Origin of the sequence: Cellulomonas iranensis NBRC 101100 = JCM 18110, from assembly GCF_001552375.1 — a bacterium.
Lineage (GTDB): Bacteria > Actinomycetota > Actinomycetes > Actinomycetales > Cellulomonadaceae > Cellulomonas > Cellulomonas iranensis.
Map to the genome: position 1 here is coordinate 1 of NZ_BCRB01000042.1, position 18913 is coordinate 18913.

Below are 18913 nucleotides of genomic sequence, written 5' to 3' on the forward strand. Positions count from 1 at the left end.
CCCGGCGCGGCGCCCAAGCCCGCGCCGCGGCCCGGCCCGCGCGCCACGGGCGACGGCGGCGACGCCGGCTGACACACCGCACGGGTGCCGCCCCGCGGCGCCCGGACGAACCCCCGAGTCGCACGACCGTGCGATGCGAACGACAAGGAGAGACGGCAGCCATGCCGAAGAACAAGACGCACTCCGGTGCCAAGAAGCGGTTCCGGGTCACCGGCACCGGCAAGGTCATGCGCGAGCAGGCCGGTGGTCGCCACCTGCTCGAGCACAAGTCGAGCCGCCGCACCCGCCGCATCGCCGGTGACGTCGTCGTCTCGCCCGCCGACACTCCCAAGATCAAGAAGCTGCTCGGCCGCTGACCCCCTCGGCGCGTCAGCGCCCAGGCGGAGGCACCGAGCCCCGGACAAGGCAAGGAGCATCACGTGGCACGCGTGAAGCGGGCGGTCAACGCCCAGAAGAAGCGTCGGTCGACCCTCGAGCGGGCGAGCGGCTACCGCGGACAGCGCTCGCGCCTGTACCGCAAGGCCAAGGAGCAGGTCACCCACTCGCTGGTGTACGCCTACCGCGACCGCAAGGCGCGCAAGGGCGACTTCCGCAAGCTGTGGATCCAGCGCATCAACGCGGCCTCGCGTGAGAACGGTCTGACGTACAACCGTCTCATCCAGGGTCTGCGCCTCGCGGGCGTCGAGGTGGACCGTCGCGTCCTGGCCGACCTGGCCGTCAACGACGCCGCCGCGTTCACCGCGCTCGTGCAGGTCGCCAAGGCCGCCCTCCCCGAGGACGTCAACGCGCCCAGCGCCGCGTGACCTCGCCGCGCACCGTCGGCTGACCGCCGGCACCGCAGCACCGACGCCCCCGCCGTCCTCGTGACGGCGGGGGCGTCGTCGTCCCCCCGCGGTGACGCCGTCCCCGCGGCTCGGGGATGATGGGGCCGTGGCCGACGACCTGCTGAGCAACCCCCGCGCCGACCGCGTCAAGGCGGTGCGCGCGCTCGCCGACCGGTCCGCGCGGCGCCGGCACGGCCGGTTCCTCGTCGAGGGGCCGCAGGCCGTCCGGGAGGCCGTCGCTCCCGGCGGTGGGTGCGTGCACGAGCTGTACGCGACGCCCGACGCGGCGCAGCGGTACGCCGACGTGCTGGCCGCGGCCGACGCCGGCGGCGTGCGCGTGCGCCTCGCGACGCCCGAGGTGGTCGACGCCATGAGCGCCGACGCGCAGGGCCTGGTCGCGGTCGCGGACCTCGTGCACGCCGGCCTGGACGCGGTCGTCGCGGGCGCGCCCCGGCTCGTCGCGGTGCTCGCGCACGTGCGCGACCCCGGCAACGCGGGCACCGTGCTGCGCGCGGCCGACGCGGCCGGCGCCGACGCGGTCGTGCTCACGGCGAGCAGCGTCGACGTGCACAACCCCAAGGTGGTGCGCTCGACGGCGGGCTCGCTGTTCCACCTGCCGGTCGTCACGGGGCCCGAGCTCCCGGACGTCGTCGCGGCGCTGCGGGACGCCGGGGTCGCGGTGCTCGCCGCGGCGGGCGGGGGTGCGCACGACCTCGACGACCTGCTCGACGTCGCGGGGCGGGCACCGCAGGGTGTGCCCGACCTCGCGGCGCCCACGGCCTGGGTCTTCGGCAACGAGGCGTGGGGGCTGCGCGACGAGGACCTCGCGCTCGCCGACGCCGTCGTGCGGGTGCCGCTGCGCGGGCGCGCCGAGTCGCTCAACCTCGCGACGGCCGCGGCGGTCTGCCTGTACGCGTCGGGGCGCGCGCAGCGCTGACCGCCGAGCGCCCGGGGCCGGACGCCGAGCGGACGGTCCGCGTCGCGCGGCGCGAGACCTGCCGTGCCGGGGCGCGCCCTGGCAGGCTGACCGCATGCGACTGTTCGCCGCGGTGTGGCCGCCCGACGACGTGCTCGACCACCTCGACCTCGCGCTGGGCGCCGTCCGCGCCCGCAGCGGGCCCGACGACGCGGTGCGGTGGACCGCGCGCGACGCGTGGCACCTGACGTCGGCGTTCTACGGGACGCTGCCCGACGCCGTCGTCGACGCGCTGGGGGCCGACCTCGCGGCGCACGCGACCGCGCTCGCGCCGTTCGACCTGCGGCTCGCGGGCGCCGGTGTCTTCGCGCACCGCACGCTGTGGGTCGGCGCGGGCGGCGACGTCGCCGCGGCCACCGCGCTCGCGGCCGCGGCCCGTGCGGCGGGCGACGCGCACGGCGCACCGCCCGACCCCCGTGTGCGGCACCGTCCGCACCTCACGGTGGGACGCGTGCGGCCAGCGGGTCGTCCGGCGCGGCACCGCGGCACGCCCCCCGGTGCGCGGGGGCCGGGCCGGGACAGGGCCCGGTTCGACGACCCGGGACCCGCGGAGACGTTCGTGCAGGCGCTCGCGGTGTACCAGGGGCCGGTGTGGACCGTGGACGAGATCACGCTCGTCGAGTCGCGCCCGGGCGAAGGGCGTGGCGGCGGGCCGCTGTACACGCCGCTCGCGCGGTGTCCGCTCGGCCGCTGACCCGGGCTGTGGCAGCATGACGGCATGAGCGCGGTCGAGCGCACCCGCACGGCGGGTGGTCACCGATTTCCGCGGCCCGTCCCGGGCCGCGTGCGCTGACCTGCACGCCGACGCCGGCCGCTGACGTCCTTCGGACGCCCCGGCCGCCCCGGGCCGGGCGCCACTAGACTGCCCAGCCGGCCGACGTGCGTGCGCCCAGCACCGCGTCCGGCCGCCGGTCGAGGCCCGCACCCGCGGGTGCCGACCGCCCGGAACCGTCCTGGAAGGTCCCCATGACCAGCGACACCACGCTGTCCCCGCTCGACGCCGACGGCGTCGCCGCGGCCGTCGACGCCGCGCTCGCGGACGTCGCCGCCGCCGGCGACCTCGACGCCCTCAAGTCCGCCCGCCTCGCGCACACGGGTGACGCGAGCCCGCTCGCGCTCGCGAACCGCGCGATCGGCGCGCTGCCCGGCCCCGACAAGGCGGCCGCGGGCAGGCTCGTCGGGCAGGCGCGCGGGCGCGTCAACGCCGCGATCGCGGCGCGCACGGCCGAGCTCGAGGCCGAGCGCGACGCGCGCGTGCTCGTCGAGGAGTCCGTCGACGTCACGCTCCCGGCCGAGCGCCACCCGCTCGGCGCGCGCCACCCGCTGTCGACGCTCTCGGAGCGCATCGCCGACGTGTTCGTCGCGATGGGCTGGGAGATCGCCGAGGGCCCCGAGCTCGAGGCCGAGTGGTTCAACTTCGACGCGCTCAACTTCGGCGTCGACCACCCGGCGCGTCAGATGCAGGACACGTTCTTCGTCGCGCCGCCCGCCGGCGCCGACGTGCCGGAGGACGGCTCGGGCCTCGTGCTGCGCACGCACACGTCGCCCGTGCAGGCGCGCACGCTCCTCGAGCGCGGCGTGCCCGTGTACATCGCGTGCCCCGGCAAGGTGTTCCGCACCGACGCGCTCGACGCGACGCACACGCCCGTCTTCCACCAGGTCGAGGGCCTCGCGGTCGACAAGGGCCTGACGATGGCGCACCTCAAGGGCACGCTCGACCACTTCGCGCGGGCGATGTTCGGGCCGCAGGCGCGCACGCGCCTGCGTCCGTCGTTCTTCCCGTTCACGGAGCCGTCCGCCGAGATGGACCTGTGGTTCCCGCAGAAGAAGGGCGGGCCCGGGTGGATCGAGTGGGGCGGCTGCGGCATGGTCAACCCGGCCGTGCTGCGCGCGTGCGGCGTCGACCCCGACGTGTACTCGGGGTACGCGTTCGGCATGGGCATCGAGCGCACGCTCATGCTCCGGCACGGCATCGCCGACATGCGCGACATGGTCGAGGGCGACGTGCGCTTCTCCCAGCAGTTCCGGACGGTGATCTGACATGCCTCGTATCCCGCTGACCTGGCTCGGCGACCACGTCGAGCTGCCCGCCGACCTCACCGCCGAGACGCTCGCCGCGGACCTCGTGCGCGTGGGGCTCGAGGAGGAGGCGATCCACACCTCGGGCGTGACGGGCCCGCTCGTCGTCGGCCAGGTGCTCGAGCTGACGCCCGAGCCGCAGAAGAACGGCAAGACGATCAACTGGTGCCGCGTCGACGTCGGGGCGCACAACGACCTCGACGAGGCCGGCGAGCCGACGGTCGCGCGCGGCATCGTGTGCGGCGCGCACAACTTCGGCGTGGGCGACCGCGTCGTCGTCGCGCTGCCGGGCGCCGTGCTGCCCGGGCCCTTCCCGATCGCGGCGCGCAAGACGTACGGGCACGTGTCGGACGGCATGATCTGCTCGGCCCGCGAGCTCGGGCTGGGCGAGGACCACGACGGGATCATCGTGCTGTCGCGCCTCGGCCACGGCGACGACGTGACGGCGCCCGGCACCGACGCGCTGCGCCTGCTGGGCCTGGCCGACGAGGTGCTCGAGATCAACGTGACCCCGGACCGGGGCTACTGCTTCTCGATGCGCGGCGTCGCGCGCGAGTACGCGCACTCGACGGGTGCGCGCTTCACGGACCTCGGCCTGCCGTCCGACGACGTGCTGCGCGAGCGGCCCGCGGGGTTCGGCGTCGAGATCGACGACGACGCGGGCATCCACGACGTGCCGGGCTGCGACCGGTTCGTCGCGCAGGTCGTGCGCGGCGTCGCGGCGTCCGCGCCGTCGCCGGCGTGGCTGCAGCGGCGCCTCACGCAGGCCGGCATGCGGCCCATCGGCCTCGCGGTCGACGTGACGAACTACGTGATGCTCGACCTGGGCCAGCCCATGCACGCCTACGACCTCGCGACGCTGACGGCGCCCGTGGTGGTGCGGCGCGCGCGGGCGGGGGAGCGCACGACGACGCTCGACGGCGTCGAGCGCACGCTCGACCCGCAGGACCTGCTGGTCACCGACTCGACCGGGGGGCGCGCGGCGCGCGTCCTCGGGATCGCGGGCGTCATGGGCGGCGCGGACTCCGAGGTGTCGGACGGCACGACGGACCTGCTGCTCGAGGCCGCGCACTTCGACGCCGTGAGCGTCGCGCGGTCCTCGCGGCGGCACCGGCTGACCTCGGAGGCCTCCAAGCGGTTCGAGCGCGGCGTCGACCCGCGGCTCGCACGGGTCGCGGTCGCGCGCGCGGCGGCGCTGCTCGTCGAGCACGGCGGCGGCACGGTCGACGACGCGCTCACCGACGTCGACCGCACGGGCGCGCCCGCGCCGGTCGCGTTCGACCCCGCGCAGGCGGGGCGGCTCGTCGGCGTGCCGTACACGGACGACGAGGTGCGCGCGACCCTCGAGGAGATCGGCTGCACGGTCGACGCGTCGGCCGTGCCGTGGCGGGTCACGGCGCCCACGTGGCGTCCGGACCTCGTCGCGGGCGTCGACCTGGTCGAGGAGGTCGCCCGGCTGCGCGGGTACGACGCGATCCCGTCGGTCGTGCCGCCCGCACCCGTCGGCCGGGGGCTCACGCGCGGTCAGCGGCAGCGCCGCGCGGTCGCCGACGCGCTCGCGGCCGCCGGCATGGTCGAGGTGCTGAGCTACCCGTTCGTCTCGGCGGCGCAGCTCGACGCGCTCGGGCTGGCCGCGGACGACGAGCGGCGCCACGCGGTGCGCCTGGTCAACCCGCTCGCCGACGGTCAGCCGCTGATGCGCACCGACCTGCTCGTGACGCTGCTGGAGACCGCGCGTCGCAACGTCGCGCGCGGCACGACCGACCTCGGCGTGTTCGAGCTCGGGCTGGTGACGCTCCCGGGTGCGGACGGCGGGGTCGCGCCGCGGCTGCCCGGGGGCGTGCGTCCCGCGGACGACGTGCTCGCGACCGTCGAGGCGGCCGTGCCGCACCAGCCGCTGCACGTCGCGGGCGTGCTCACGGGGCTCGTCGAGCCGTCCGGGCACTGGGGTCCCGGCCGCCGCGCGGACCACGCGGACGCGATCGCGCTCGTGCAGCGCGTCGCGCAGCGCGTGGGCGTCGAGCTCGCGGTCGCGGCCGACGGCGAGCGTGCACCGTTCCACCCGGGTCGGTGCGCGCGCCTCACGGCGCCGACGGGCGCGGTCGTGGGGCACGCGGGCGAGCTGCACCCGCAGGTGGTCGCGGCGCTCGACCTGCCGGCGCGCGCGGTCGCGTTCGAGGTCGACCTCACGGCGCTGCTCGCGGAGTCGTCGGACGCGCCCGTCGAGGCCGCCCCGGTCTCGACCTTCCCGGTCGCCAAGGAGGACGTCGCGCTCGTCGTGGCGTCCGACGTCCCGGCGGCGGACGTGCTGGCCGCGGTCCGTGCGGGTGTCGAGCAGAGCCCCGCGGGCGACGTGCTGGAGGACGTGCGGCTGTTCGACGTCTACACGGGCGACCAGATCGGCGAGGGGCGCACGTCGCTCGCGTTCGCGCTGCGCCTGCGTGCGCCGGACCGCACGCTCACGGCTGCCGAGACCGCGGCGGTGCGTGACGCGGTCGTGGCCGAGGCGCACGCGCGCGTCGGCGCGGAGCTGCGCGCGTAGCGGACGGTTCCGTCTCACCGCAGGCCGGTCCCGGGTGCTCCCGGGGCCGGCCTGCGTCGTCCCTGCGCCGTGTCGCGCCCCGCTCGGCACCGCGAAATGCGGACGAACCGGGGCGTCGTCGGACGAGTTCACCAGATAGTTACTGTCGGGTAGTTGCGGCGAAAGGGACGGACCCCACAGGGTGAGGACGGCCGTCCAGGTGCGGCCGCCTGCCCGCGCGACGAGGCGTGGTCACCACGACCCCTCGCCGCGCCCGACGGAGGAGATCTGCGTGCACGTCAGACGAACGGCCACCGGAGCGCTCACCGCGCTCGCCCTGGTGCTCACCGGCGGTGTGGCAGCCGCCGGAGCCGCGAGCGCGGCGGTGTCGACCGACGCGACCCTGCTGGTCAACGAGGTGTACGGGGGTGGCGGCAACTCCGGCGCCCCGTTCGACCGGGACTTCGTGGAGCTGGTGAACACGGGCGACGCCCCCGTGGACCTCGCGGGGTACTCGCTGCAGTACGCGTCCGTGACGGGCGCGTCGTGGCAGGTCACGCCGCTGTCCGGCAGCGTGCCCGCCGGCTCGACGTTCGTGGTCGGGCAGGCGTTCGGCGCGAACACCGCGGCGCCCGACGTGCCGGTGGACCTCGAGGGCACGAACGTCGCCATGAGCGGCACGAACGGCAAGGTCGCGCTCGTGCAGGGCACCGCGGCGCTGACGTGCTCGACCGGGTGCGCGCAGGTCGACACGGTCGTGGACCTGCTGGGCTGGGGCCCGACCGCGTCGTCGTTCGCCGGCACCGCCCCGGCGCCCGCGACGACGAACGCGACGTCGGTGCAGCGCGACGACGCGCACACGCACACGGCCGACAACGCGGCGGACTTCCGCGCCGCGACGCCGACGCCCACGCCGGCGGGCACGGGACCGGGCGAGCCCGGCGAACCCGGTGAGCCGACGACCGTGACGATCGCCGAGGTGCAGGGCACCGGCGACGCGTCGCCTCTCGCGGGCCGCACGGTCACGACGTCCGGCGTCGTCACCGCGGTGTACGCGACCGGTGGCTACGACGGCTACGTGCTGCAGACCCCGGGCTCGGGCGGGGGCGACACCACCGGGCGTACCGGGTCCGAGGCGGTGTTCGTGTACTCGCCGTCGACCGTCGGGCAGGTGTCCACCGGGCAGCACGTGCGCGTGACCGGGCAGGTCGCCGAGTACTTCGGCCTCACGCAGATCGCGGTCGAGGGTGCCGCGGCGCTCAAGCAGCTCCCGGCCGCCGACGCGCCGACGCCCGTGCAGGGCACGTGGCCCGCGGACGCGGCGGCGCGCGAGGCGCTCGAGTCGATGCTGTACCTGCCGACCGGCGACCTCACGGTCTCGAACACGTACACGACCAACCAGTACGGCGAGGTCGCGCTCGCGGTCGGCACGACGCCGCTGCTGCAGCCGACCGACGTCGCACGCCCGGGCACGCCCGAGGCCGCGGCGGTCGTCGCCGACAACGCCGCCCGCGGCGTCGTGCTCGACGACGGCGCGTCGACCAACTTCCTCGCGCCCGGCAACGGCGCGCTGACGCCGCCGTACGTGTCGCTCGACAACCCCGTGCGGATCGGCGCGGCCGTGCAGTTCACCGACCCGGTCGTCGTCGACTACCGCAACAACGCGTGGAAGCTCAGCCCGACCGCGCCGGTCGTGGCGGGCAGGCCCGCGCCCGCGACGTTCGAGGACACCCGCACCGCGGCACCCGCGGCCGTGGGCGGCGACCTGAGCGTGGCCTCGTTCAACGTCCTCAACTACTTCACGACGCTCGGCGACGAGAACCCCGCGTGCGTGCCGTACCGCGACCCCACGGGTGAGCCGGTCACGGTCCGCGAGGGCTGCGACCAGCGCGGCGCGTGGGACAAGGCGGACCTCGAGCGGCAGCAGGACAAGATCGTCGCGGCCATCACGGCGCTCGACGCCGACGTGGTCGGCCTGCTCGAGATCGAGAACTCGGCACGCGTCACGGGCACGCCCGACGCGGCGCTCGCGACGCTCGTCGACGCGCTCAACGAGGCCGCCGGCGCCGGGACGTGGGCGTACGTCCCGTCGTCCGCCGAGCTGCCGCCCGCGGCCGAGCAGGACGTCATCACCAACGCGATCATCTACCGGCCGGCCGCGGCGACGCCCACGGGCGACCCCCGCGCGCTGGGCGACCAGGGCGGCGACGACCAGGCGTTCGGCAACGCGCGCGAGCCGATCGGCCAGGTCTTCACGCCGGCCGCGGGCGGCGAGCCCCTGCTCGTCGTGGTGAACCACTTCAAGTCCAAGAGCTCGGCCGGCCCCTGGCCGGGCGACCGCGACACGGGCGACGGGCAGGGCGCGTCGAACGAGTCGCGCGTGCGCCAGGCGACCGCGCTGCGCGACTGGGTGCCCACCGTGCAGGGCGACGCCACGGCGGTCGCGCTGGTCGGTGACTTCAACTCGTACACGCACGAGGACCCGCTGCAGGTGCTGTACGACGCGGGCTACGTCAACGCCGCGGCGCAGCTCGCGCCGGGTGAGCACTCGTACGCGTTCCAGGGCCTGTCGGGCTCGCTCGACCACGTGCTGCTCAACGAGGCGGCCGCGACCCGGGCGACCGGCGCGGACGTGTGGGGCATCAACGCCGAGGAGTCGATCGCGCTCGAGTACAGCCGGTTCAACTACCACGGCACGTCGTTCTACGCACCGGACCCGTACCGGTCGTCGGACCACAACCCCGTCAAGGTGGGCTTCGCCGCGGGCGAGGACAACACCGGCCCGGTCGACCTCACGTTCCTCAACATCAACGACTTCCACGGGCGCATCGACGCCAACACCGTGAAGTTCGCGGGGACCGTCGAGCAGCAGCGCGCGGCGGCGGACGGCCCGGTGGCCTTCCTGTCGGCGGGCGACAACATCGGTGCGTCGCTGTTCGCGTCGGCCGTGCAGGACGACCAGCCGACGATCGACGTGCTGAACGCGCTGGACCTGCGCGCGTCGGCGGTCGGCAACCACGAGTTCGACAAGGGGTACGACGACCTCGTCGACCGCGTGATCGCGGGCGGCGACAACGCCGCGTTCCCGTACCTGGGCGCGAACGTCTACGAGAAGGGCACCACGACGCCCGCGCTCGACGAGTACGCGCTGCTCGACATGGGTGGGGTGAGCGTCGCCGTGATCGGCGTGGTCACGCAGGAGACCCCGACGCTCGTGACGCCGGGCGGCATCGCCGGTCTGGACTTCGGCGACCCGGTCGAGGCGGTCAACCGCGTCGCGGCGCAGCTCACGGACGGCGACCCCGCCAACGGCGAGGCCGACGTCATCGTCGCGCAGTACCACGAGGGCGCGGGCGCCGGCACGCCCGACGGCGCGACCCTCGAGGAGGAGGTCGCCGCGGGCGGCGCGTTCGCGGCGATCGTGAGCGAGACGGTCCCCGCGGTCGACGTGGTCTTCACGGGCCACACGCACAAGCAGTACGCGTGGCTCGCGTCGAACGGCGACGTCGAGCGTCCGGTCGTGCAGACCGGCTCCTACGGCGAGTTCCTCGGCAAGGTCGTGCTCACGTACGACCGCGACGCCGACGAGGTGACGGCCGTGACCGCGGAGAACGTCGCGCGCACCACGACGGCCGACGCCGACCTCGTCGCGGCCTACCCGCGCGTCGCCGAGGTCAAGACGGTCGTCGACGCGGCGCTCGCGTACGCGAACGAGGTCGGTGCGCAGCCGGTCGGCTCGGTCACGGCGGACGTCACGACCGCGTTCAGCGGCGGCGCGTACGTCGGCGGCGTGTACCAGGGCTCGGCCCCGGGCACGACGACGGGCCGTGACGACCGCAGCCGCGAGTCGGCGCTCGGCAACCTCGTGGCGGACGCGCTGCTCGACACGCTGGCCTCGCCGGAGCGCGGCGGTGCCGACATCGGCGTCGTCAACCCCGGCGGTCTGCGTTCCGAGCTGCTGTACGCGCCCGACGGCACGATCACGTACGCCGAGGCCAACGCGGTGCTGCCGTTCGTCAACAACCTCTGGACCACGACCCTCACGGGCGACCAGGTGGTGACGATGCTCGAGCAGCAGTGGCAGACCAACCCGGACGGCACGATCCCGAGCCGCCCGTACCTGCAGCTGGGGCTGTCGGACAACGTCGCGTACACGTACGACGCGACGCGGCCGCTGGGCGACCGCATCACGTCGGTCACGGTCGACGGCGCGCCGATCGACCCCGCGGGGGAGTACCGCATCGGCACGTTCTCGTTCCTCGCGCAGGGCGGCGACAACTTCCGGGTGTTCTCGCAGGGCACGGCCACGGCGGACTCGGGCCTCATCGACCGCGACGCGTGGATCGCGTACCTGCAGGCGCACCCGGGGCTGACGCCGGACTTCGCCGAGCGCGCGGTGTCGGTGCCCGCGCTCGACGCGCCGTTGGCACCGGGCGACGAGCTGACCTTCACGGTCGGCGGGATCAACCTCACGAGCCTCGGGGCCCCGGAGAACACCGCGGTCGAGGTGCTGTGGGGCGAGCAGTCGCTCGGGTCGTTCCCGCTCGTGCGGGGCGACGGTCCCGACGCGTCGGCCCAGGTCACGGTCACGGTGCCCGCGGGCGTCGAGCCCGGTGAGCACGCACTGACGGTCGTGGCCGCACCCAGCGGCACGACGGCGACGGTGCCCGTCACGGTCGAGGTGGGTCTGCCCGCGTCGACCACGACGCTCACGGCCTCGCCCGACTCGCACGTGCACGGCACGTGGGGGCAGCGCGTGCGCCTGGTCGCGACGGTCACGGCCGACGCCCCGGTGACGGGTGCGGTCGAGTTCGTCGTCGGCGACGACGTGCTCGGCACGGCCGCTCTGCGCGACGGCCGCGCGACGTTCACGCTGCCGGCCGGCACGGCGGCCGGGACCTACGAGGTCGTGGCCCGGTGGGCCGGGACCGACGCGGTCGCGGGCTCGCAGTCGGAGCCGGTGACCGTCACGGTCGAGCAGGCGACCAGCACGACGACGCTGAACGTCGTGCAGTCGCCGCTGCCCCGGTGGGTGCCGTCGGCGTGGGTCGCGACCGTCGCCCTCGACACGTGGCGCGTGCCGTCCGGCACGGTCGAGCTGCGCGAGGGCGACCGGGTCGTGGCGCGCGCGAACGTCGTGCTCGGCGTCGCGGTCGGCACGGTGCCGCGCGACCTCGGCAGCGGCACGCACCGCCTCACCGCGGTGTTCGTCCCGTCCGACCCGACGAACGTCGCGGGCAGCACGAGCCGCACGGTGTCGGTCCGCGGCTGACGCGTCGGCACCGACGCACGGTGGGGAGGGGCTCGCCCGGTGAGGGCGGGCCCCTCCGTCGTGCGCCGGGCGCGTCCGCGTCCGTCCGGGTGAACCACGCCGCGCACGGGCTCGGGGCGGTGCACCGCGGTGCCAGCATGTGCGCGTGCCCGACGACACCGCCTTGGTGCGGGAGCTGACCATCACGCCCGAGCTCGTGCGTCGCGTCGCGCGCGACGCGACGGTCGAGCTGCTCACCCGGCCGCGCATGCTGGCCGTCTGGGCGCTCGTCGCGGCGCCCGTGGCCGTCCTCGTCGGCGTGACGACACCCGGACGGCAGGGCGCCTGGGCAGGGTTCGTCGCTGCGGTCCTGCTGCCGGTGCTCGTCGTCTGGCGCACGCGCCGCTCGGCGCGCCGTGCTTTGGGCGCGACGCTCGTGCCCGGGGCGACGGTGCGGGCGCAGATCCGTGACGACGCGCTGGTCACCGAGACGGCCGCGGGGTCCACGTGCGCACCGTGGAGCACCTACGCGGCCGTGCGGGTGCACCGCTCGGCCCTGCTCCTGCGGTTCGCCCGCGTGCCGTCCGTCGTGGTGCTTCCGCGGGCGCTGCTCACGGACGACGACCTCGCGCTGCTACGGGCACGCGTCGGTGCGCCGTCGTCCGCCGCGGGCGGGGCGGACGACGGCGCGGCCGGTGCGGTGCCGGGACCTCAGCCCGCGACGTAGTCCTGGTACGCCGGCAGGTCCAGCACGCCGTTGCCCGACAGGCCGATGACGATCGTCTCGTCGGTCGTCGCGGCGCGCGCGTGCGCGAGGGCGCCGGCGACCGCGTGCGTGGACTCCGGCGCGGGGATGAGCCCCTCGGCGCGCGCGAACTCGACGCCCGCCGCGAACGCCGCGTCCTGCTCGACGGCGATCGCCTCCATGAGGCCCAGCTCGTACGCGTGCGACACCATCGGCGCCATGCCGTGGTAGCGCAGGCCGCCGGCGTGGATCGCGGGCGGCACGAAGTCCTTGCCGAGCGTGTGCATCTTCAGCAGCGGCGTGAGGCCCGCGACGTCGCCGAAGTCGTACCGGTACTCGCCCCGCGTCATCGACGGGCAGGCCGCCGGCTCGCACGCGACCACGCGCGTCGTCGTGCCCTCGCGCAGGTTGCGGCCCAGGAACGGGAACGACAGGCCGCCGAGGTTCGACCCGCCGCCCGCGCACCCGAACACGACGTCGGCGGTCTCGCCGATCTCGTCGAGCTGGGCCAGCGCCTCGACGCCGATGACGCTCTGGTGCAGCAGCACGTGGTTGAGCACCGACCCGAGCGCGTAGTGCGCCGCAGGGTCCTTCGCGGCCGACTCGACGGCCTCGCTGATCGCCATGCCGAGCGAGCCCGTGGTCGTCGGGTCGGCGGCGAGCATCGCGCGCCCCGCCTCGGTGAGGTCCGACGGCGACGCGTGGCACGTCGCGCCGTAGGTCTCCATCTGCATGCGGCGGTACGGCTTGGCGTCGTACGACGCGCGGACCTGCCACACCTCGCAGTCCAGCCCGAGCAGCGCGCACGCCATGGACAGCGACGCGCCCCACTGGCCGGCACCGGTCTCGGTGGTGAGCCGCGTGATGCCCTCGACCGCGTTGTAGTACGCCTGCGCGACCGCCGTGTTCGGCTTGTGCGACCCGGCCGGCGAGACCCCCTCGTACTTGTAGTAGATCTTCGCCGGGGTGCCGAGCGCGCGCTCGAGGCGCAGCGCCCGCACGAGCGGCGACGGCCGCCACAGCGCGTACATCTCGCGCACGGTCTGCGGGATCTCCACCCAGCGCTCGGTCGAGACCTCCTGCGCGATGAGCGCCATCGGGAACAGCGGCGCCAGGTCGTCGGGCGTCAGGGGCTCGCGCGTGCCCGGGTGCAGCGCCGGCGGGCACGGCTCGGGCAGGTCCGCCGCGAGGTTGTACCAGTGCGTCGGCACGCTCGACGGCACCACGGTGCCGACGGGGTCCGTGAGCACGGCGGGTCGGGTCGCGTCGGGGGAGGTCGTCATGTCGCCTCGCAGGGTCGGGCGCGCACGCGCGCGGTGGCGGACGCGGGTCACGTCCGCCGCCCCCGGGCGTCGGCGACCCGCACCGCGAGGGTAGCGGCGCGCGCCCGCGCCCGGCGGGCACGTCCACGACCAGGGGCGACGTGCGCCCCGGCCCGCGGCGCGGACGCTCCTGGGAGGGCGTGCGCGGTGTTGCTACGGTGGTCCGCGACACGGGGTGCCCGGTACCGAGCCGGGCTGAGATCACACCCGTCGAACCTGATCTCGTTAGCACGAGCGAAGGGATGTCGACCATGACGTCTGCCGTCCTCCCGTCCGCCCCGCACCGCACGGGTGCCCCGCCGGACGACCTGGCCGCCGCGGCGGCCGCCGCGCTCGCGGCCGTCCGTGAGCGCACGCCGCTGGTGCAGTGCCTCACCAACGAGGTGACGACGAACCTCGTCGCCAACGCCCTGCTCGCGCTCGGTGCGTCGCCCGCGATGGCCGCGGTGCCGGGCGAGGCGCAGGAGCTCGCGGGCGTCGCGGGCGCCGTCCTGGTCAACCTCGGCACGCCCGGCCCCGACCAGCGGGCGTGCGTCGCGCCGACCGTCGCGGCGGCGGCGGGTGCAGGCGTCCCGTGGGTCCTCGATCCCGTGGCGGTCGGCGTGCTGTCGGTGCGCACGCGCCTGGCCGGCGCGCTGCTGGCCGAGCGGCCCGCGGTCGTGCGCGGCAACGCGAGCGAGGTCCGCGCGCTCGCGGGCCACGCGTCGGGCGGGCGCGGCGTCGACGCGCTGGACGGCGTCGACGCCGCGGCCGACGCGGCCACGGCCGTCGCCGCGCTGACCGGCGGCGTGGTCGCGGTGTCCGGGCCGGTCGACCTCGTCACCGACGGCACGAGGACCGTGCGGCTGACCGTCGGCGACCCGCTGCTGACGGCGATCACGGGGGCCGGCTGCGCGCTCGGCGGGCTCGTCGCGACGTTCGCCGCCGTGACCGACCCGTTCACCGCGGCGGTCGGCGCGTCGACCGCGCTGGGCGTGGCCGCCGAGCGGGCCGCGCGCGACGCGCACGGCCCCGCGTCGTTCCAGGTCGCGCTCGTCGACGAGCTGTACCGCCTGACGCCCGACACGCTGCGCGCGGGCGTGCGCGACGCCGCGGCGGTGACGGCGTGAGCGCGCCGGCCCTGCCGGGGGGCGTCTACCTCGTGCTCGACGCGGACGTCTGCGCGCGCGCCGGGCACCATCCCGCGCAGGTGGCCGGTGCGGCCGTGCGCGCCGGGGTGGGGACCGTGCAGGTGCGCGCCAAGCGGGCGAGCGTGCGCGAGCTCGTCGACCTCACGGTCGCCGTCGCCGACGCGCTGCGCCTCGCGGGGCCTGCGGCGCTCGTGGTGGACGACCGGGTCGACGTCGCGCTCGCGGCGCGTTCCCGGGGAGCGTCGGTCGACGGCGTGCACGTCGGCCAGCGCGACCTCGAGGTCGACGACGCCCGTGCGCTGCTCGGCGCCGACGCGCTGATCGGGGTCTCGGCCGCGCTGCCCGAGCACGTGCGCGCCGCACCGGGCGCCGACCACGTGGGCAGCGGCCCGGTGCGCCTCACGCCCACCAAGCCCGAGGCAGGTCCCGCGCTCGGGTTCGACGGCCTGCGGCGCGCGGTCGACGCCGCCGCCGGGCGGCCGGTCGTCGCGATCGGCGGCCTGACGGCGTCCGACGCGCCCGCGCTGCGCGCCGCGGGCGCGCACGCGATGGCCGTCGTGAGCGCGGTGTGCGCGGCCGCCGACCCGGGCGCGGCGGCGGCCGCGCTGGTCGCGGCGTGGGAGGGCGCGCTCGTCGCGGGCGGTGCCCGGTGACCGGGCCGACGGGTGCCGACACGGACGTGACGACGGGACCGCCTGCGAGCCGCGTGCGGGTGCTGTCCGTCGCGGGCACCGACCCGACCGGCGGTGCCGGTGTGCAGGCCGACCTCAAGTCGTTCGCGGCGCACGGCGCGTACGGCATGGCGGTCGTCACGGCGCTCGTCGCGCAGAACACGCACGGCGTGCGCGACGTGCACGTGCCCGACGTCGCGTTCCTGCGCGCGCAGCTCGACGCCGTGGGCGACGACGTGCGCGTCGACGCCGTGAAGATCGGCATGCTCGCGACCCGCGCGGTCGCGCTCGAGGTGGGTTACTGGCTCGCGCGCACGCGGCCGCCGGTCGTCGTGCTCGACCCCGTGATGGTCGCGACCAGCGGCGACCGCCTGCTCGACGCGGACGCCGAGGACGCCGTGCGCGACCTCGTGGGCGCCGCGCACCTGGTGACGCCCAACCTGCCCGAGCTCGGCGTCCTGCTGCGCGAGCCGACGGCCCGCACGTGGTCCGCCGCGCTCGACCAGGCACGCCGGCTGGCCCGCACGCGCGACGTCGTCGTGCTGCTCAAGGGCGGCCACCTGGGCGGCGCCGCGAGCCCCGACGCGGTCGTCGACGCGACGACCGTCGTCGAGCTCGACGCGCCGCGCGTCGCGACCACCGCGACGCACGGCACGGGCTGCTCGTTGTCGGCGGCCGTGGCGGCGCTGCGACCCCGACGCCCTGACTGGGTGACCACGGTCAGGGAGGCCAAGCAGTGGCTCACGGGCGCGATCGCCGCGGGCGAGGCGCTGCGCGTCGGCTCCGGGCGCGGGCCGGTCGACCACCTGCACCACGCGCCGACCCTGGGCGCGCGGCCGTTCGGCGACGAGGCGTGGGACGTCGTCGCCGGGCTGCGCGCGGCGTGCGACGACCTGCCGTTCGTGCGCGCGCTCGCGGACGGCACGCTGCGGCGCGCGGCGTTCGAGGCGTACGTGCACCAGGACGCGCTCTACCTGGCGGCGTACTCCCGCGTGCTGGCCCGCGCGAGCGAGCTCGCACCCACGGGGGAGGCGCAGGCGTTCTGGGCGCGCGGTGCGAGCACGTGCCTGGACGTCGAGGCCGCGCTGCACCGCGACCGGCTCGCCCACGGGCGGTATGCCGGCGTCCCTGCGTCCGCCGTCACGACGGCGTACACCGAGCACCTGCTCGCGGTCGGCGCGACCGGCACGTACGCCGAGGTCACGGCCGCCGTGCTGCCCTGCTACCGGCTGTACGCCGACATCGGCGCGCGCATCCTCGCGCGGGCCGGCGACCTGGCCGACCACCCGTACGGCGACTGGGTCGCGACGTACGGCGACCCGGCGTTCGCGGCGTCGGCGGCGCAGGCGGGCGCGCTGGCGGACGCCGCGGCGCGCGAGGTCGGTGCGGCGACGCGCGCGCGCATGCTCGCGGCGTACGTGCGCTCGTGCGAGCACGAGGTGGCGTTCTTCGACCAGGTCGACCTCGTCGCGGACGTGTCGCCGGGCCGTCGGCGGGAGGCGGTGCCGGCGCGGGTCTGAGGCCCGCCCGCGGCGGGGACGGGGCCGGCTGCCGGCGCCCCCCGTCGCGGGCGGGCGCCGGCCCGGCGTCGCGTCAGCAGGACCCGTCGGTGCAGGCCTCGGCGCTCGGGGCGGCGGTCAGCGGGTTGGCCTCGCGCCACCCGGCGTCGAGCAGCTGCGTGAACACCTCCGCGGGCTGCGCGCCCGAGACGGCGTACTTCCGGTCGACGACGAAGAACGGCACGCCCGTGACGCGCAGCGCGCGCGCCTCGTCGAGGTCGGCGCGCACCTCGTCGGCGGCGTCGTCGCCCGCGAGGGCGGTCGCGACCCGCTCGTCCGACCAGCCGTGGTCGCCGAACCCGGCCTGCGCGGCGATGCGCACGAGCGCGCCGTCGGCGCCCAGGTCGACGCCCTGCTCGAAGTGCGCCGAGAACAGCGCCTCCATGGTCGCCTCGACGAGCGTGGCGCCGCCGGCGCGGCGCGCGAGGTGCAGCAGGCGGTGCGCGTCGAACGTGTTGAACGCGAGCGTGCGGTCGAAGTCGTAGCGCAGGCCCTCGCCCGCGGCGACGTCGGTGACGTGGCCGAACATCTGCTGCACCTGGTCGCGGGGCAGGCCCTTCATCTCGACGAGCGCGTCGACCTCGGGGCGGCCGGGGCCGGTGGGCGTGTCGGGGGAGAGCTGGTAGGAGCGCCACACGACCTCGACGTGCTCGGCGTGCGGGAAGTCGCGCAGCGCCGTGGCGAACCGGCGCTTGCCGATGAAGCACCAGGGGCACGCGACGTCGGACCAGACCTCGACGGTGACGGTCCGCGGCGGGGCGGCGAAGACGGGGGTGTCGAGGCTCATGGCAGCAGGAGGACCTTTCCGGTGGTGGTGCGCCCCTCGAGGGCGCGGTGGGCGTCGGCCGCGTCGGCCAGGGGGTAGGTGGCGCCGACGCGGACGTCGAGCGCACCGGCGGCGACGGCGTCGAACAGCTCGGTCGCGCGCCACAGCAGCTCGTCGCGCGTGGCGGTGTGGTCGCCCAGCGTGGGGCGCGTGACGAACAGCGAGCCGCCCGCGTTGAGCCGCTGCAGGTCGATCGGCGGCACCTGCCCGGACGACCCGCCGTACAGCACGAGCGTGCCGCGGCGGGCCAGCGACGCGAGCGACGCGTCGAACGTGTCGTTGCCGACGCCGTCGTAGACGACGTGCACGCCGCGGCCGCCGGTGAGGTCGCGGACCAGCGCGGGGAGCTCGGCGGTGAGGTCGGACAGCTCGCGGTAGCGGACGACGTCGCTCGCGCCGGCCGCGCGCGCGAGCGCCTCCTTGTCCGCCGAGCCGACGGTCGAGATCACGCGCGCACCGCGCGCGGCGGCGAGCTGCGTGAGCAGCAGCCCGACGCCGCCCGCACCGGCGTGCAGCAGGACGTCGTGCCCCTCGCGCAGCGGGAAGGTCGAGGTCGTGAGGTAGTGCGCGGTCATGCCCTGCAGCGGGAGCGCGGCGGCGGTCGCGTCGTCGACGCCGGGCGGCACGGGCAGCGCCTGGGCCTCGGGCACGGCGACGAGCTCGGCGTACGACCCGGGCGCGGACGCCCACGCGACGCGGTCGCCGGGCGCGAGCGTCGTGACGTCCGCACCGACCTGCACGACCTCGCCGGCGCCCTCCGACCCCACGACGTGCGGGAACGGCATACGGTAGGTGCCGCTGCGCCGGTAGGTGTCGATGAAGTTGACGCCCGCGGCCGCGACGCGCACGAGCACCTGGTCGGGTGCCGGGGTCGGGTCGGGGACGTCGGTGACCTCGAGGACCTCGGGGCCGCCGGCCCGGGTCGCGACGACTGCACGCATGCCTGGCGCAACCACCGCGACGGGGCGGTGTGTTCCCCGCGCGTCGTTGGTATTTGTGTGCAGCCGAC

The 18913-nt window shown here is 76.2% G+C and carries 14 protein-coding genes and 1 riboswitch; of the genes, 11 read left to right on the plus strand and 3 right to left on the minus strand.

The genetic code is table 11. The features are described from left to right. Positions 1 to 161 precede the first annotated feature (161 nt). From rpmI to CS2_RS10340, 8 genes are all read left to right on the plus strand, one after another. Positions 162 to 356, plus strand: coding sequence for a 50S ribosomal protein L35 (gene rpmI, locus CS2_RS10305; protein ID WP_046528208.1), 195 nt, complete (start codon positions 162 to 164; stop codon positions 354 to 356). A 63-nt stretch (positions 357 to 419) separates the two neighbouring features. Further along, complete coding sequence (gene rplT, locus CS2_RS10310) at positions 420 to 803, plus strand: 50S ribosomal protein L20 (protein WP_046528209.1); 384 nt, start codon at positions 420 to 422, stop codon at positions 801 to 803. A gap of 127 nt (positions 804 to 930) precedes the next feature. Beyond that, positions 931 to 1761, plus strand: coding sequence for a TrmH family RNA methyltransferase (locus tag CS2_RS10315; protein WP_082740074.1), 831 nt, complete (start codon positions 931 to 933; stop codon positions 1759 to 1761). A 94-nt stretch (positions 1762 to 1855) separates the two neighbouring features. After that, positions 1856 to 2494, plus strand: a complete 639-nt coding sequence (thpR, locus tag CS2_RS10320; RefSeq protein ID WP_046528210.1) for an RNA 2',3'-cyclic phosphodiesterase — start codon at positions 1856 to 1858, stop codon at positions 2492 to 2494. A gap of 272 nt (positions 2495 to 2766) precedes the next feature. Further along, positions 2767 to 3840 (plus strand): phenylalanine--tRNA ligase subunit alpha, encoded by a 1074-nt coding sequence (gene pheS, locus CS2_RS10325; RefSeq protein WP_070319918.1) that lies wholly within the window; start codon positions 2767 to 2769, stop codon positions 3838 to 3840. Between the two features lies 1 nt (position 3841). Continuing rightward, positions 3842 to 6421 (plus strand): phenylalanine--tRNA ligase subunit beta, encoded by a 2580-nt coding sequence (gene pheT / locus CS2_RS10330; RefSeq protein ID WP_070319919.1) that lies wholly within the window; start codon positions 3842 to 3844, stop codon positions 6419 to 6421. A gap of 271 nt (positions 6422 to 6692) precedes the next feature. Then, a complete protein-coding gene (locus CS2_RS10335) occupies positions 6693 to 11672 on the plus strand; it encodes an ExeM/NucH family extracellular endonuclease (RefSeq protein WP_070319920.1) in 4980 nt (1659 codons plus the stop codon). 145 nt (positions 11673 to 11817) lie between these two features. Continuing rightward, on the plus strand, positions 11818 to 12378 hold the full coding sequence (locus CS2_RS10340) for a hypothetical protein (RefSeq protein WP_134850927.1): 561 nt from the start codon (positions 11818 to 11820) through the stop codon (positions 12376 to 12378). On the opposite strand, the gene CS2_RS10345 is transcribed toward CS2_RS10340, so the two are convergent. After that, positions 12363 to 13679, minus strand: a complete 1317-nt coding sequence (locus CS2_RS10345; RefSeq protein WP_070319935.1) for a TrpB-like pyridoxal phosphate-dependent enzyme — start codon at positions 13677 to 13679, stop codon at positions 12363 to 12365. The two genes, CS2_RS10340 and CS2_RS10345, sit on opposite strands and share 16 nt — an antisense overlap. 200 nt (positions 13680 to 13879) lie before the next feature. Continuing rightward, a riboswitch (TPP riboswitch) is annotated at positions 13880 to 13978 on the plus strand. Here CS2_RS10345 and thiM point away from each other — a divergent pair. The 3 genes from thiM (at position 13970) to thiD (ending at position 17039) form a co-directional block, all read left to right on the plus strand. Then, the gene (gene thiM, locus CS2_RS10350) at positions 13970 to 14827 is read left to right on the plus strand and encodes a hydroxyethylthiazole kinase (protein ID WP_082740078.1); all 858 of its coding nucleotides are present in this window, start codon (positions 13970 to 13972) and stop codon (positions 14825 to 14827) included. Its footprint overlaps the riboswitch before it by 9 nt. Next, on the plus strand, positions 14824 to 15501 hold the full coding sequence (locus CS2_RS10355) for a thiamine phosphate synthase (protein WP_070319922.1): 678 nt from the start codon (positions 14824 to 14826) through the stop codon (positions 15499 to 15501). Before thiM ends, CS2_RS10355 begins: the two co-directional genes overlap by 4 nt. A gap of 26 nt (positions 15502 to 15527) precedes the next feature. After that, positions 15528 to 17039: a bifunctional hydroxymethylpyrimidine kinase/phosphomethylpyrimidine kinase gene (gene thiD / locus CS2_RS10360; RefSeq protein ID WP_070319937.1), complete on the plus strand. Its 1512-nt coding sequence runs from the start codon at positions 15528 to 15530 to the stop codon at positions 17037 to 17039. 73 nt (positions 17040 to 17112) lie between these two features. Here the strand turns inward: thiD and CS2_RS10365 are convergent, their stop codons facing one another. Both CS2_RS10365 and CS2_RS10370 read right to left on the minus strand, forming a co-directional pair. Continuing rightward, positions 17113 to 17865 (minus strand): DsbA family oxidoreductase, encoded by a 753-nt coding sequence (locus tag CS2_RS10365; protein ID WP_070319923.1) that lies wholly within the window; start codon positions 17863 to 17865, stop codon positions 17113 to 17115. Next, positions 17862 to 18845 carry a quinone oxidoreductase family protein gene (locus tag CS2_RS10370; RefSeq protein WP_070319924.1) on the minus strand — a complete coding sequence of 328 codons (984 nt, stop codon included), beginning with the start codon at positions 18843 to 18845 and terminating at the stop codon, positions 17862 to 17864. Before CS2_RS10370 ends, CS2_RS10365 begins: the two co-directional genes overlap by 4 nt. Between the last annotated feature and the right edge of the window lie 68 nt (positions 18846 to 18913).